The organism is Arthrospiribacter ruber, from assembly GCF_019343195.1.
GTDB classification, from domain to species: domain Bacteria; phylum Bacteroidota; class Bacteroidia; order Cytophagales; family Cyclobacteriaceae; genus Arthrospiribacter; species Arthrospiribacter ruber.
The window spans coordinates 70570-86110 of record NZ_RPHB01000002.1 but is presented as its reverse complement, the minus strand read 5'-3'; the positions used below and the strand labels follow the sequence as shown (position 1 = coordinate 86110).

Sequence of the window (15541 nt, the reverse complement as noted above, 5' to 3'; positions counted from 1 at the left end):
TAGCCTAGGGTTTCAACCCTAGGTTATGAAGCGTGATATTGAAATTATTTTTGGCCGAGGGATGCCCAATAGAGAATTAAAGGGTCCGCCAAAAACAGGGATGGGAAATATTGGAGCGTAGAGCTGGGTAAATCAGCTCAGCCCCGCCTGGGTGAAGAATGGCGTAGGCGCTAGGTGTAGTTTGTAACTACACCTTTTTATTACTTCGAATTTGTAATTCGATTTTTTGATATTAGTTTTAGTTATGGGCGATGCTTTTCAGATAAGAGACCAAGAAATGCCATACTTCCTGACCTTCCAGGTAGTAGGATGGGCTGATGTTTTCTCGAGGATAGGTTACCGGGACTTTATACTCGAAAACTTGACATTTTGTAGGAAAGAAAAAGGACTTTACCTGTTCGGTTATGTGATCATGACCAATCATATCCACTTGGTTGTCCAGCAGAAAGAGGGGAAGCTGTCTGATTGGGTACGTGATTTCAAGAAGTTTACCAGCAAGAAGCTATTGGCGATGATTATGGAGAATCCACAGGAGAGCAGAAAGGAATGGCTCAAAATGATTTTTTCCTATCATGCAAATTCAAACAAAAGATCGGGAGAGATGCAGTTTTGGACCCATGAAATCGAGCCTGACGAAATTATCACAAGACAGGATGATTCTTTTGCGAGATTCAATCTGACCTTTGACAATCAAATTATAAACAGATTAAAATCATGCGATTGAACTATTCAGGCCGGAGATGATTGAGAGTAGGATGAACTATATTCATGAAAATCCGGTCAGGGCGGGCTGGGTCGAAAACGCCGAAGAATACCTTTATTCCAGTGCCAGAAACTATTCAGGACTAAAGGGTTTGATTGAAGTGGATTATTGGTAGTTTTGGTTGGTTTCCAATTACAAATTGGTTAGGATAAAAGGGTAGGACAAGGCGTTAATAAATGATCTCTTTAGATCATTTTAGCCTTGGGCCAGGTGTAGGGTGGGCAAACTACACCCAGCCACCACCGAAAGTCTATACTACACCCCGTCTGGGTGAAGTTTGGCGTTGGTACTAGGCGTAGTTTGTAACTACGCCTTTCTAGCAAAATGAATTTGTAATTCTATTTATCAGGAATTACCTTTCAAATTTAGCGTCTAATTGAATAGTCCAATTGCAAAATGGAAAGGAAAAAAGGGAGTAGTTTCAAACTATACCAAGCCCTAGCATTCAAACTTTGACTATACCTAGAGGGGCCACAGTCTTTGGAGTCGTGTTGTTTGTAGAAGGGGAATTTAGTTTCAAAAATTATTCTTTTAAATTAACCTAATATGAGTTTCTTATTACATTATTTAAACTTATTCTGACAAACCCCATTTCATCGTCCAAGTTAATGAATAGCCAAAGCTTTCCATCTTTAATGAAATAATCATTATCAAAGTCTGACAATTCCTCTATCTCAAGTTCAGAAAGGAGATTAAATTCAGAGTCGAAAACAGTTAGAAAAACCTTTATTTCTTGAGTTTCACCATAAGTAGCCTTTGAATTTTCTTTACTTTCTTCCGAAAATATTGTTATTGTTGACAAACGAAAATACTGCTTGCTTTCAGAATCCCATACTGGACGATAATAGCTGACTTGTTCTTTGAAATGTTTTGTTTCTTTAATTATTTGTTCCAATTGACCAACACTAATATTTGGGGGTTTTACCCTTTTAGGAGTCAGTGTAGGGTTATAGTCTACAAATCTCAATGCTTTAACTTTGTAATCATAATAGACGATCTCATTTGAAAATTCATAACTTATAATGATCTTGTTATTTTGATTTATTAATTCAATACTAGGATCAACAATATTACCGGACCGAGCACTCCTAATACTTAAATCACCATATGATTTTTTTGAATTGAGGTTTAATCGGTCTACCTTATTTTCTCCTACAGATAAAACATGAAGATTAACTTCAATATTTTCATAATCGTATGAAAGACCAAAAACAAGTAAATCTTCTGAATCTACTAGAATTTGTATCATGGGGGAATCGTCATATTTTTCCCCATTAGAATCTATTGAATTTATCCAATCTACTTTTTGAATTAAATTTCCAGTACCATCAAAAATTGCAGATTCCACATAAGACTTAATAAAAAAACGATCATCTTTCAACACATTGAAACCAACGAAAATTTCGCCAGTTCCATTTGGCCCATCTTTTTCAAATGGTATCCTTTTTGTAAATTCTAACTTTTCAAGATCTATTTGATCCAATGAATGATTGAAAGAATTATAGGAAAAAATTGAATTTTCATCAAAATTTAAATCAGAAAATGACGCAAATCCCCACAAATCCAAAATTTCATCCTTAGAATTAATTCTCACAGTATCTAATGAATAAGACACTGATGAATATTCTACTTCAATTTTTCTTGCCGTACACGCAGAAAACAATAAAATTAATATAATTAAATATTTCATTATGATTTCTTATTAAGGAATAAAAAGAAGCCACTATAACTGCGGCTTCATGAATTCTTGTTAATTAAGAACGCAAAACCCATCTGTAAGGTCACTACAATTAGTTTGTGGGCAGCAACTTACATTAGGGTGCTTTGAACCACATTTCCTTTCGAGACATCCAGCATCATACCCCCGTCTGGGTGAAGTTTGGCATTGGTACTAGGCGTAGTTTGTAACTACGCCTTTCTATCAAAATGAATTTGTAATTCGGTTTATCGGGAATTACCTTTCAAATTGAGCGTCTAATTGAATAGTCCAATTGCAAATTGGAAAGGATAAAAGGGGGTAGTTTCAAACTATACCCAGCAGCCGGAAGCCTAAAATACACAGTTTACCATAACTTTTAACAATTATACGGAGACAAGTAGGGCCACAGTCCTTGGAGTTGCGTTGTTTGTAGAAGGGGAAAGTGGTTTTCAAAGGAATAGAATTGTATCGAAAGTTTAAAACAGATATAGAATCCTAATATCTAAAGTCAGTAGTAGGAAGCAGCATTTTTAAACTTAATTTTTCATTTAATTTCTAGCGAAAGTCATAAGATACAACACGATCATTGGGTTTCTCTCTTCAATACCTTCCTCATTCCTTATTATGGAGTAATACACATTTCCTTTAAAAGGCTTTGGAATTATTTCATGTGTCATCTCCTGATCAAATAATTGCCTTGAATGAATTAGGGGACGATTGTTTTCCAAATCAATTACTATAAAATAGGAACGATAGTCATATACAACATGTAAAAATGCATAGCTATCGGACATCACCACTTGGCTTATTCCCAATTGAAGTGTGTTGTCAAATCCAATGAAATGAAGTAGGTATTCTGGGGTCAATCGACCCTCCTGTTTTCTAAAAATCGTATCCCTGTCCCTATGCGATGATATTTCTCCCCGGTTGATTGGCATATAAAACAAGATTGCGTTATTTACCCGACTTAATATCCTGGGGATTGGATGGATATGTGTGTAATTAGAATGATAGCCGTAAAGTGGCCTTTCCCAGTTTTTAACTTCAAGGGTTTTGGGTTCAATTGAGCTTATCAACACCTGACGGGGCTTTTCCTTGGTACCATTAAGCGTCTCCTGAACAACCAAAAGGGTATCATTATCTTTATAGAAGGAGATAGGATGCCCAGGTATTTTATTGCTTGTTGATTCAAATTTTCCTTCGAGGGAATAGGAAATCACGGTCATTTTTTGCCAATCCGCCACAAGCACAACATTTTCCTTTTCATCCAAGTGAATCGCATATGGTATAGTATATTCATCTGGCCCCTCTCCCTTCTCCCCGATTTTCCCTAAAAAACTACCCTTGTTGTCAAATTTTAATAGACCCTGTCTTCTGTCTACTAGAAGAAAGAAGTGTTGTGAGAAGGCTATGTCCTGGACGGTAGTAAGTACAGGATTTCCCGGAGCCTCAAGGTTGATGGTGTCCAGAATTTCAATCTGTAATCCCGGCGAATCTCCCTTCAAAAAATCCATCTTTATTTCAATTGTTTTTAAAGATTGTAGTGAGTCGGGATAATCTTTATTTCCACAATTTTGAAATTGGAAAATTAAAATGAAAAACAACATCTTAGTGATATATTTCATGATCGAGATTAGTTTACTTGTCTTTATGTTTTTCCCTTTAAATCTGTACTCTACCTTGTTTCTGATATTTCCCGGATTTCTTTCAAGGAAATAAGCTTTCCATAGTGCTTCGCTATGATGCGCAGGCAGCTGGGGCCACAGTCTTTGGAGTCGTGTTGTTTGTAGAAGGGGAATTTAGTTTTTAAATTCATTTAAATCGATAATTAACCCACAGCACAATAAATTAATATATGATTGTCCGCTTTCTTACCAGTGGAATCTTCACAAAAGAATAAACTTTTGATTTCAAGCTAATATCAATGAATAACTTGTTTGAGACGGATCCAACTTGCCTGCAGGCAGACTGGTATCTATAAATATGGGGTTGATTCAAAACCCTCTTTAAATTGGTTGTTGGTCTAATTGCGGATACACATTAATTAATAATAAGAATCGTAATCAACCAATTCATTCATTTACAATTTCAAATATTTCATACCTGATAAAATCTTCCTCCACCTCTGGATCGATTATTTGAAACAAAAGTTGGTTTTTAGGCATACTGATCATCAATTTACCATTGTTGGGCATTGGAATATCTTCAGATAATTGTTTGTTTTCGTTAAATAAGATCAGCTTGTGATAGTACGGATCTTTAAAATGATGGTATTCGCTATCTAAGGCTTTTTTCTGTTCATAAATCCCAGAAGGTATTTCCTGAATATATTCCAGCAGCATCAAACCATCCTCTAAACTAAAAATCTTATGGTTCCTTGCACCTAAATTTATCCTATTATTGTAAGAGGGTAACCTTGATAAAGCAATACGGCCACTGTTAAGTATTTTAAATTCATAATGATTAATTTTAATTCTAGACTCCAGTTTCTGGCTTTTTAAGTCATATATTGTGATTTCATCATCTAATGAAGTAGTTAAAAAAAGTTTTTTATTTACTCTGTCTATTGTAAAAATGGGGAAATAAATTGAACCTATGGATTTATCAAGGAGCTTAAAATTACCTCTATCTGACACTGGTCCAATTTCAAATAGCTTTTCATGTTCAAAGTCAAGAAATTCAATCAAATGACTGTTCCTAAAATCCCTTCCATCCAAATATGCACTAGTTCCATTCGGAATAGTAGAAAAAGTGAATTTTGAAAAAGAATTTTGTGGATAATAGTACTCCAAATATTCTATTCTCCCATATATTTGAATGTTTGTCCCTGATTGGTACTTAGTCCGTGTTTTAATATTAAGGTTTTGATCTAATAATACTATTTCAGAAGGTGACTGTACCCAAACTTCTCCTTCCTCCGAAAATGCAACACAATTTATGGAAGTTTTTACCCGATCTGGGCCTTCACCAACCAACTTTTTTTGAATAATTATCTCTCCATCACCATTAACAAGGCATAAATTGAGGCCATCAAGAGTTCTGGTATATCCTAAAAAATATTGAGTTTCCGAATGGTAGTCAAGGATTTCAATGGGGGAAAGGGAATTGATTTTAAACTCTCCCTTTTTTTGCAATATAATTTGGGAGTATACAATAAAAGGAGAGGTGATAAACATAGTGAATACAGCTATAATTGCATGTGATTTTCTTGATTTCAAATACTTTGTTAAATGAAGGACTCTGAACATAGAATTAAAATTAAAAGGGATTTCTATATAATTAACATATTTTTAATAGACTTGAAATTCAAAGCTAAAGCTTCATAATACCCTCGAATGATGATGTTTATTTGATATAATTTAAGCAAGTAACAATAAAATTAATAGGTGCGGATAGTAATTAAAAAAATCCGAACCTATAACCTTAGTCTAATGGGGAATTTAAGGTTCCGCCAAAATCAGGGCTGGGAAATATTGGAGCGTAGAGCTGGGTAAATCAGCTCAGCTCCTTTTGTTTTGAAACGGTGATCAACCGGTATCCCTTAGCCCTTGAATTCACGATTTGGCATTTGGGATCCATTTTCAACACTTCTTTCAGCTTTGAAATCACAACCCTTAAATTCCCTTCATTCTGATTGTTGTAGGCCCCCCATATTTTGTTGATCATTATCCGGGTAGGATATACCTCGTGCATATTGGTATACAATTCCCATAAAACATCTTTTATCATTTCTTGTAGGATTGTTTCCTTATTCTTACACCTTACTTTTGATTCATAGAAGTTGATTTCAAGATCACCGAGCCTGTACCAACCTTTATTATATTTCGGTTGAGGCTTTTTCAGAAAGTTTCGGACCTTTAGCTTAAGCTCCTCGATATTTGTCGGTTTTCTTAAATAGTCATCCACCCCAATACTCAAGCCTTCCAGTACATCCTCAGAACTCGTTTTTGCAGAATGTAGAAAAATCGGAGTTAGTTTGTCATTGCTTCGTATATGCGCCGCAACTTCCAAACCGCTGGCTTTTTCCATAATGATATCCAGGATAATCAGGTCGGGGGGATTGATAGTGTACTCATGTATGGCAGCGGCACCATCATAGACTACCTTTACCTCATGGCCGAGGTCTTTTAAGGCGTTTTGCATCATGTAGGCCATTTCCTCATCATCCTCTGCTATCAGTATTTTCTTTTTTATTTCCGGGGAATTTTGATCTGAAAGATTGTCCATGGTTCTGAAAATTTAAGTTGAATTTTACCTTTATGTAATTCTATAATGGATTTGGCGTAGAACAAACCCAATCCACTTCCCTTCAGGCTTTCATTCTTCTGGAGAATGCCTCTATGGTATTTGTCAAAAATCTTTTTCCGGAATTTCCTGGGTACTCCGGGCCCGTTATCCATAAAAGAAATAAGAATAGCTTCTTTTTGCTCAACCACAATTTTGATAATGTCCCCTCCATATTTTATGGCATTGTCCAAAAGGATGGAAAATGTTTCCCTTAAAAAAGTTTTATCAGCAATGATCTGTACCTCATCATGCTCTGTCTCTATGGAAAAATCTTTTCCATATTCACCGGGTTTGTCAGGAATGCATTCCTTTATCAGAACCAAAAGATCAAAAGAGGTCTTGGTCAGCGGCTTTTCATTGTGGGTCAAAGTGGAAATATTCAGTATTCTGTCACAGATATTGTTCAGGTAACCAAGATTCCTTTTGAGAATTTCGAAGGTCTTCAAATCCAGACTTTTGGCCTCTTTTGATTTGATCTGGCTTTCTAAATAATCTACGGAAAAAACCCCTTTAGAAAGCGAGCCTTTAAGGCTATGGCTGATAAATTGTACAAACTCCTGTTGCCCTTCGTCAATTTCCTTCTGGGTTTTGAGTGACCTGAAAAGCATCATAAATGCAAATACAATCAAAGCAATAAATACCAAAGAGATGCTGATATCGAATATGCCCCTTGCAATTAAAGCTTTGGGATGGTTGGTATATTGGAGGAAAATCCGCTGCCCCTTGGGGATAAAGGCCGACTTGGCTTCAAGTACCTGGTTTTCCGGGTAGCTTGCTATTTGGTCCAATTCCTGCGGCTCAAGGTTTTCATTGATATGGATAATCTCATAATCGATGCTGTGATTATAGGGCTTTAACTCCCTGACAAAGAGCTTTTCAAATAACTGCTGATCCAAAGTGTCCCTTATAATGGTGGCTTTTATGGATTTTGATTTACTGCTGGAAACCTTTACATACCTTATTTCTTCTGGATTTAAAACTTTTTCAGCTAGTACTGGATTTATTCCTTTCTTTTCCTTTTTGAACAATGTATCCAAGTCCACAACCTTGCTTAAACCTATCGACAAATCTTCTTGTAACGGATCCTCTTTAGCGGTGAACTTTACCCCTATAACATCTTTCTTTCCCAACTCCTGAAAGTATAAATCAGTGGTCTGGTTCAAATTATTCTGAAGATCGACAGCAACCCTTGCCTTTTGGAAATGATAGTTTTGGACTATCCTGTAAACCTGAAGGCTTACAGCAAAAATTACTGAAAGGCTGATGATCAATAGGAGATTATTGTATTTCATAGCTTTCAAACTAAAGGTTCTATTAAATATAAGTGCAATTCTGCACATTTTACTAAGGAGTTAATACTACTTAACACTTTTCTTGAAAAAATACAGTGTATAATTCAGAATTTACCAGAAGTGTTTGACAGTAAGTGTATTGCTGTCTTGAATTTTATTCAATTATGTTCAACTATTAATATTTTAAACTATGCGTAAATCAGTAAAAATTATCTTGGCAGGGTTTGTATTCACCCTTTGTTCACTAAGCTTGAGTTCTGGGGAGTCATCTCTGGAGGATTGTCCGGATTGTGATACCACAAGGGACTTTTGTGAAGTTACATTGGATTGCGGAAATGGGTATGAAGTAACTGTAGGAGCAAGTACCTGTTCGGGTGCATTGGCAGCTGCAAGAGCCATCTGTGCACAGTTGTAAGGTTATCTTCTTGATTATCCGCTTTCTTGCCAGTAGAACCTAAATAGGGCTTGCTGAAAAAGTCTCAGGTATGCCAGATTCAAAGCGGGCGAATGAAGATGTATGCTTATACTTCGAGTGAGCCCAATGAAGAAGATAGTATGCCTGAGACTAGCCTTAAAATTTCGAATTTTGAAATTTTAAGGAGCACGGAAATCATTTATATCATTGAATAAGCGTGCACCTGCTTAAAAAGAAAATACTTGACAAACGGGGTATTCATCAAAATTTAAAGCATTTATTCTCCTGTTGGCGTTTTTCAGCACGCCCTAAATAGTGGAAAAACCTATGATATCAAGCCAATCCCGATAACCGGGACAAGTTAACCATGAATTTCTAATATCTATTAGTATCGGATGGATCAGGGTTCTTATTTAAATTGGTTGTGGTCTAATTGCGGATATACATATTATCTTACTAGGAACCTTACCCAACAGCCCTTTTTGGGCTGTTTTTTTTTACTGGTTTTTTTCACCTGACTTGGGTCAAGAGGGTGAATTTTATGGATATGGATTTTTCAGATTTGGGTCATACTAACAAACATAATGATGGTAGACCTTTCCTCCCCTTATTTCTGGCTGGCCCTGGGCCTCTTCTTATTGATCTACTATGGGCTAATTCTCCTCAGCTTTTACAGAGATAAGCTGAATAAGACCTTCGGAAAGGTGAAAAGTCCTTCCAAAGTGGGCGATGATTTGACTGTGGATAGTAGTTCTCCTAGGCTCATAGAGGCATTTGCTGCCTATAGGGATTACCTCATGAATAAACACAAACCCCTCAAAGCCTTCCCGGTACTGCTGCAGGAACCCTACAGAGGCATCATCAAAGAACTCGAAACCAATTACAAATCCACTAAACTTAATTCTTAAGCCATGCAAAAAATGCAGTTTAAAATTCCCCTGATCCTCACAGCCCTGCTCTTGCTTTCCCTGACGGCAACAGCACAGGACGGCAATGCCGGTATCTCGGCTGCCACCACTCAAGTGAGGTCTTATTTCCAGTCAGGCGTCAGCTTGATGTATGCCATAGGCGCCATAGTCGGCCTGGTAGGAGCCGTGAAAGTGTTCAACAAATGGAATTCCGGTGAACCCGATACCGGAAAGGTGGCAGCAGCCTGGTTCGGCAGCTGCGTGTTCCTCGTAGTCGTAGCTACCGTACTATCTTCTTTCTTCGGATAATATGGGTAGGACATTTAAAATCAACAAAGGAGTAAATGCACCCATGGAGTTTCAGGGCCTCAAAGCCCAGTATATTCTCTATATGGGTGTGTTGCTCCTGTCCATGCTCTTCACCCTAGTCCTAATGTACCTGGTAGGTCTGAATTTTATCCTTAGCCTGATCCTGATAGGAGCCCCCGGAGCTTTCGGGGCATGGAAAATCATGGAGATGAACAAAACTTATGGAGAAAATGGCCTGATGAAGCTCTCGGCAAGAAAGCGCCTGCCAAGGGTGATCCGCTTTCGGGATAGGGTATTTGTGAAAAGGTTGAAGACTTTAAACAAGTTGAATCATGTTCAATAATAAGATTAAAGACCTGGATGAACTCTTTCCCATCTACAGATTGGAAGATGGGATATTGCTCTCCTATGGAGGAGAAATCACTGCTGGATTCAAACTGAGCTTCCCCGAAATATTTACCCAAGGGGAAAAGCAACTGGAAAACCTCCATGCCACCTGGACCAAATTGATCCGGCTCCTGCCAGAAGGATACATCCTGCACAAGCAGGACAGGTTCCTGAAAAGGCAGGTGGACAACAGCCATAAAGAAGAGCTGGATGAGTTTACCGCCGGCTTTCTGGAAAACAAAAGCAAGCTCTTCTTTCATGAAAGGGAATACCTCTCCCATGATACCTACCTGTTTTTGTGCAGAAGAAATCAGGGCAAACCCCTAGGCAATTCAGCATTATCCAACCTCCTGCGCAGTTCCCTGCCTGATCCCGAACTGCTTTCAGATGGGGTCTATGAGAAATTCCACGCACTGTTGGGACAGTGCGAAGCAGTACTGGCAGAGTCCGGCATCCAGGTCAAAAAGCTGTTTTCTGAAGACTATACAGGACACCTGGGTGCAGCAGGTCTTTTGGAACAGTATATCCTGCTGAACGGAAATACCTCCAAAGGACTGCTGTCGGATGTTGCTTTCCATCCTGAGCTGAAAATAGGGGAACAGGAGCCGCTAGTATTCAGTCTGGCAGATGTCAATGACCTGCCCAACCTCTTCCCTGTTGCCGAAGAGTTTGAACCTTATTCAAGTGATAGGAGTGCTTTCACTCTGGGGCTGACAGCTCCCATATCCCATCTTTTGCCCTGCAACCATATTTACAATCAGTTTATCGTAGCAGAAGACAAAAACAAGGTTTTAAAAAACCTGGAGTCCAGAAGACTGCGCTTTCAGTCATTGTCAGCCTACAGCAGGGAAAATGCCATTGCCGCAGATGCCATGCAGGATTACCTCAATGAGGCCATATCGGAAGGAAGAACTCCCGTAAAGGCCCATTTTAACCTGATCTGCTGGGGAGAGGGAAAGCGGGAACTTCAGAACATGACAGCCGCCGCGCTCACCAAAATGAACATCATTCCCAAACTGGAAACCCATGGAGCTGCACAGCTCTACTGGGCAGGTATTCCGGGAAATGAAGCGGCCTTGCCTGTCAATGAAACCTTCGACTGTTTTGCGGATATAGCCGCCTGCCTGATCAATTCCGAAGGGGCTTACCACAGCTCCCCGGGAACATTCGGTCTGAGGCTGGGGGACAGGCTGTACGGGAAACCCATTCTGGTGGACATCTCTGATGAGCCCATGCAGCGGGGATGGATTACCAACCGCAACAAGTTTGTACTGGGACCATCGGGATCAGGAAAGAGTTTCTTTACCAACCATATGGTCAGAAGCTATGTGGAGCATGGTGCCCATGTGGTTTTGGTGGATGTGGGGCATTCCTACCGGGGATTGTGCGAACTGCTCAAAGGCTACTATTTCACCTATGAAGAGGACCATCCCATCAGCTTCAATCCCTTTGTATTGAGAGAGGGCAAGCTGGACACCGAAAAGAAGGAAAGTCTCAAAACCTTGTTGCTTGCCCTTTGGAAAAAAGATGATGAGACCTTTACCAGAAGTGAATATGTGGCCATCTCCAATGCCCTGAAATCCTATTATGCCTATTTGGAAGCAAAGCCTGATCTGTTTCCCTGCTTCAATACTTTCTATGAGTTCTTGGTGGCAGACTTCTCCCTTGAGCTGGAGGAACTGAAGGTCAGTCAAAGGGAATTTGACCTCAATAACTTTCTGTATGTGCTCAGGCCTTTCTATAGATCAGGTGAGTTTGACTACCTGCTCAATGCCACAGAAAACCTGGATCTCCTGGACCAGCCTCTGATCGTCTTTGAACTGGATAACATCAAGGATCATCCCATCCTGTTTCCTGTAGTGACCCTCATCATCATGGAAATCTTTATCTCCAAAATGAGGCAGCTCAAAGGGATCAGGAAAATGATCCTGATAGAGGAAGCCTGGAAGGCCATCGCCAAAGAAGGCATGGCCGAATACATCAAATACCTCTTCAAGACTGTGAGGAAGTTCTTCGGAGAAGCAGTAGTGGTGACCCAGGAGGTGGATGACATCATCTCTTCCCCTGTGGTCAAAGATGCCATCATCAACAATTCCGACTGCAAAATCCTGCTGGACCAATCCAAGTACCAGAACAAGTTCCACCACATTCAGGATCTCCTGGGATTGACCGATAGGGAGAAAATGCAGGTCCTTTCCATCAACAAGGCCAATGATCCCAAATACCGCTACAAGGAAGTATTTATAGGTCTTGGACCGGTAGGGAAGGTGTACCGTACTGAGGTCAGTACGGAAGAATACCTGACCTATACCACAGAAGAAAAGGAGCGGTCCAGACTGGACATGCTCACCAAAAGGTATTCAGGAGACAGACAGCGGGCCATTGTACAGATGGCAGAGGAACTCAAAACCCTAAAGCGATGAAGCCTTTGTTCAGAAAGGTTGGAAGGAAGGTCCTGAAATTTATCACATGCCTCTTACTCTCGGCCTGTGTGGGCATTGGAAATGCCAATGCCACTTCTGATCCAATTTCAGAGATCATCAAAGCAGGAGTGAAGCGGGTGATCATTGCCGTAGACCTGCAGATCCAACGCAGACAGAATGAAGTCATCTGGCTCCAGAATGCACAGAAAGTAATAGAAAATACCCTGTCCAAACTCCGCCTGGAAGAAATACAGAACTGGACACAAAGACAGCAGGAACTGTACTCGGATTACTATGAAAGCCTCTGGAAAGTGAGGTCACTTTTGCAGGATATGCAGATGGCCAAAGAGACAGTGGAACTGCAAAAAGCACTGGTGGAAGAGTACATGTTGACCTGGCAGTTTCTCAATGCCGAGCCGCTTTTTGTGGCCGCAGAGCTACTGGAAATCCAAAGGATGTATGGGAGGATTTTATCCCATTCCCTGGAAAATGTACAGCAGCTTTCCACGCTCATGAAAGACTATAGCCTCAAAATGGAGGATGGGCAGAGGATCAGAAAAATGGAGGAAATCCGTGACAATACGGCCTTGCTCCTGGCCGATACCAGAAGGGTTAATGCCCAGCTGACCGGCTTACATAGTATGCGCAAATCCCAGCTTCAGCAAGGGAAGTCATTTAAAAAGTTACTGCCATGAACCCCGTCAAGTTAATTGTATTCATAGTGCTTTACCTGATTGTCAATCAGTCTGTTGAAGGGCAGAACCTCAAAGAGTGGTTTATGCAGCAAAAGACCCAGATTGAATACCTCGTCTCCCAGAATGCAGCCCTGCGGGTATTGAACGGAACGATAAGAAAAGGATACAGTGAAAAGGGCTTTGGACTGGGTCTGATCAATGAAGACCTGCAAGTAGAGTTTGGACTGCATACTGCCCATTATAAAGATTTTGAAGCCCTTCCCCCAAGTGAACATGAACGCCTGGAATCAGAAATCAAAGCCCAACTCGATCAGCTTGAAAACTTAAGTGCTGCAGTTCGGAGAATAATCAACAGGTCCGGCATTCCCATCCGCTTACAGCAGGGGATGATGCAGCTTCACTCAGGCATCAGCAGAGTACTGCAACAAAAGAATTCCCAAGCAGAAATACTGCTCTCCAAAGGGGAGCTCGAAATGGATGATGCAGAAAGATTGGAAAGGCTGACAGCGCTGTTTCGGGCTTTAACAGAAATGGAAAAAGACCTGAGAAGACTGGTACTGATCCATGAGGGAATCCTGCAACATAGGATGATAGAATCTACAGCAATTGATCAAAGCAAAACCTTATATCCATGAAACGATTGTTAGCCATTTGCCTCTGTTTTCAGATGTGCTTTACCGGCTTTTCGGCAAAAGCCCAGGAGCATGAAATCCAACAGCTGCTCCTCAATGTTGACAAGCTCAACCAACTGAGAAGTATCCTTACCACAATGGAAGATGGCTATAACATCCTATCCAAAGGATATACCGGTGTAAGGGACCTGAGTCAGGGTAATTTTTCCCTGCACAGGACTTTCTTTGATGCCCTGCTGGAAGTCAGTCCACAGGTAAGGAATTACTACAGGATAAGGGAGATCATTGATATGCAGCTCAGGGTGATCAGACTCTCCGGCCAGTCCCTGAATTACTTCAGGCAGTCCGGAAGCTTTGGCCCCAATGAACTGGCTTACATGCAAAGGTATTACGGCAGGCTGATGGACAGGAGCATTTCCAACCTTCAGGAATTAGGTCTCATACTTACCGCAGGAAGGCTCTCCATGTCCGATGACCAAAGGCTTGCTGCTATTGATGGGATACACAGGGCCATGAGCAGGCTATTTTCAGCCTACACCCAGGCCGATCTGGTCTTTGCAGGCATAGCAGGCCTGAAGAGGCAGGAGCAGCATCAGGTTTCCGTTTCACTTCAGTTTGCAAGGCCATGAGAAAGGTAGCCGGGATGGAAATAAGGAAAAAGAAGGCATTTACTTTCATGGCTTTGATGCTCATGCCGGGAGGTATGCTGATGGCCCAAAGCCTGGGCAATGAAACATCAGGGTTGCAGGGAGTATTGGAAAACCTTTACAGGGAAATGATTCCCTTGGCTTCCGGTCTGACTTCTGTGGGAAGGGCCATTGCAGGGGTGGCGGCATTGCTGTATATCTCTTCCCGGGTGTGGAAGCACATTGCCAATGCAGAGGCTGTGGAGTTTTATCCACTGCTCAGGCCCTTCGGGATAGGATTGGCAATTCTATTCTTTCCCACCCTGCTCAATATCATGAACGGTATACTGGATCCGATCACGCAGGTGACAGGGATACTGACTAGAGATTCACATGCTGCCATACAGCTCATGCTGGATGAAAAACAAAAGGCCCTGGAGAGCGGGAAATATGCAGAGGTATTTGCCGTAAGTCCCGAGAGCCTGGGCAATGCAGAACTCTGGCTCAAATACGAAGATCCGGATAGGGTGCCGGGGGAAAGCCTGGCTTCTGACAGCTGGAATGCTTTCAAGTTCTTAAGCCAGATGGCTACCTTCAACATGCAGCAGTATGTGAAAAGGATACTTTCCGAAATCCTCCAACTGCTCTATCAGGCAGCTGCTTTGGCCATCAATACCATACGTATTTTCTACCTCATCGTGCTGGGGATACTGGGGCCCATTGTTCTTGGACTGGCCGTATTCGACGGTTTCCAACATACTTTGTACACCTGGTTTGCCCGCTATATCAATGTGTTCATGTGGCTGCCCATTGCCAACATATTCGGAGCCATCATCGCCAAGATCCAGGAAAATATGCTCCTCATGGATATGGATCAGATTGCCGCATCGGGAAGAACCTATTTTTCTTCCACTGATATAGCCTATCTGGTTTTCTTGATCATCGCCATCATAGGATACTTTACGGTGCCTTCGGTGGCCAATTACATCGTCAGCGTGGGAGGTAGGGATACACTCCTACACAGAAGCAGCAACCTACTGACCTCATCTCCGGCCATGGCTGCCAAATACATGCGGTTCAACTCTTCTTCATCTTCATAACCTGC

General features: G+C 40.9%; 17 protein-coding genes. 11 read left to right on the top strand and 6 right to left on the bottom strand.

What is annotated here, in order from left to right:
- The first annotated feature begins 226 nt into the window (after positions 1–226).
- Together EGN73_RS03390 and EGN73_RS22655 are read left to right on the top strand one after the other, a co-directional pair.
- Positions 227–724, top strand: coding sequence for a transposase (locus EGN73_RS03390; RefSeq protein WP_246611459.1), 498 nt, complete (start codon positions 227–229; stop codon positions 722–724).
- Positions 725–755: 31 nt separating this feature from the next.
- Positions 756–878 carry a hypothetical protein gene (locus EGN73_RS22655; RefSeq protein WP_281422224.1) on the top strand — a complete coding sequence of 41 codons (123 nt, stop codon included), beginning with the start codon at positions 756–758 and terminating at the stop codon, positions 876–878.
- Between the two features lie 426 nt (positions 879–1304).
- On the opposite strand, the gene EGN73_RS03385 is transcribed toward EGN73_RS22655, so the two are convergent.
- The 6 genes from EGN73_RS03385 to EGN73_RS03360 form a co-directional block, all read right to left on the bottom strand.
- On the bottom strand, positions 1305–2453 hold the full coding sequence (locus EGN73_RS03385) for a DUF4221 family protein (RefSeq protein ID WP_219287073.1): 1149 nt from the start codon (positions 2451–2453) through the stop codon (positions 1305–1307).
- Between the two features lie 557 nt (positions 2454–3010).
- The gene (locus EGN73_RS03380; protein ID WP_246611458.1) at positions 3011–3976 is read right to left on the bottom strand and encodes a 6-bladed beta-propeller; all 966 of its coding nucleotides are present in this window, start codon (positions 3974–3976) and stop codon (positions 3011–3013) included.
- A gap of 161 nt (positions 3977–4137) precedes the next feature.
- Positions 4138–4278 (bottom strand): cysteine peptidase family C39 domain-containing protein, encoded by a 141-nt coding sequence (locus EGN73_RS03375; RefSeq protein WP_246611457.1) that lies wholly within the window; start codon positions 4276–4278, stop codon positions 4138–4140.
- A gap of 256 nt (positions 4279–4534) precedes the next feature.
- Positions 4535–5710 (bottom strand): hypothetical protein, encoded by a 1176-nt coding sequence (locus EGN73_RS03370; RefSeq protein WP_219287071.1) that lies wholly within the window; start codon positions 5708–5710, stop codon positions 4535–4537.
- A gap of 247 nt (positions 5711–5957) precedes the next feature.
- Positions 5958–6689, bottom strand: coding sequence for a response regulator transcription factor (locus EGN73_RS03365; RefSeq protein ID WP_219287070.1), 732 nt, complete (start codon positions 6687–6689; stop codon positions 5958–5960).
- Complete coding sequence (locus EGN73_RS03360; protein WP_219287069.1) at positions 6653–8041, bottom strand: sensor histidine kinase; 1389 nt, start codon at positions 8039–8041, stop codon at positions 6653–6655. The genes EGN73_RS03365 and EGN73_RS03360 overlap by 37 nt, the downstream gene beginning before the upstream one ends.
- Before the next feature lie 190 nt (positions 8042–8231).
- Between EGN73_RS03360 and EGN73_RS03355 the strand changes: the two genes are divergently transcribed.
- From EGN73_RS03355 to traJ, 9 genes are all read left to right on the top strand, one after another.
- On the top strand, positions 8232–8456 hold the full coding sequence (locus EGN73_RS03355; RefSeq protein ID WP_219287068.1) for a hypothetical protein: 225 nt from the start codon (positions 8232–8234) through the stop codon (positions 8454–8456).
- Positions 8457–9040: 584 nt separating this feature from the next.
- A complete protein-coding gene (locus EGN73_RS03350; protein WP_219287067.1) occupies positions 9041–9364 on the top strand; it encodes a hypothetical protein in 324 nt (107 codons plus the stop codon).
- A 12-nt stretch (positions 9365–9376) separates the two neighbouring features.
- Entirely contained in the window at positions 9377–9673 is a 297-nt protein-coding gene (locus tag EGN73_RS03345) for a DUF4134 domain-containing protein (RefSeq protein WP_425515019.1), read from the top strand.
- 1 nt (position 9674) lies between these two features.
- A complete protein-coding gene (locus tag EGN73_RS03340; protein WP_219287065.1) occupies positions 9675–10016 on the top strand; it encodes a DUF4133 domain-containing protein in 342 nt (113 codons plus the stop codon).
- On the top strand, positions 10006–12483 hold the full coding sequence (locus EGN73_RS03335) for a TraG family conjugative transposon ATPase (protein WP_219287064.1): 2478 nt from the start codon (positions 10006–10008) through the stop codon (positions 12481–12483). Before EGN73_RS03340 ends, EGN73_RS03335 begins: the two co-directional genes overlap by 11 nt.
- A complete protein-coding gene (locus EGN73_RS03330; RefSeq protein WP_219287063.1) occupies positions 12480–13178 on the top strand; it encodes a conjugal transfer protein TraI in 699 nt (232 codons plus the stop codon). The genes EGN73_RS03335 and EGN73_RS03330 overlap by 4 nt, the downstream gene beginning before the upstream one ends.
- On the top strand, positions 13175–13813 hold the full coding sequence (locus EGN73_RS03325; RefSeq protein WP_219287062.1) for a hypothetical protein: 639 nt from the start codon (positions 13175–13177) through the stop codon (positions 13811–13813). The genes EGN73_RS03330 and EGN73_RS03325 overlap by 4 nt, the downstream gene beginning before the upstream one ends.
- Positions 13810–14439 (top strand): TerB family tellurite resistance protein, encoded by a 630-nt coding sequence (locus tag EGN73_RS03320; RefSeq protein WP_219287061.1) that lies wholly within the window; start codon positions 13810–13812, stop codon positions 14437–14439. The genes EGN73_RS03325 and EGN73_RS03320 overlap by 4 nt, the downstream gene beginning before the upstream one ends.
- Positions 14436–15536, top strand: a complete 1101-nt coding sequence (gene traJ / locus EGN73_RS03315; protein ID WP_219287060.1) for a conjugative transposon protein TraJ — start codon at positions 14436–14438, stop codon at positions 15534–15536. The genes EGN73_RS03320 and traJ overlap by 4 nt, the downstream gene beginning before the upstream one ends.
- Positions 15537–15541: the final 5 nt, after the last annotated feature.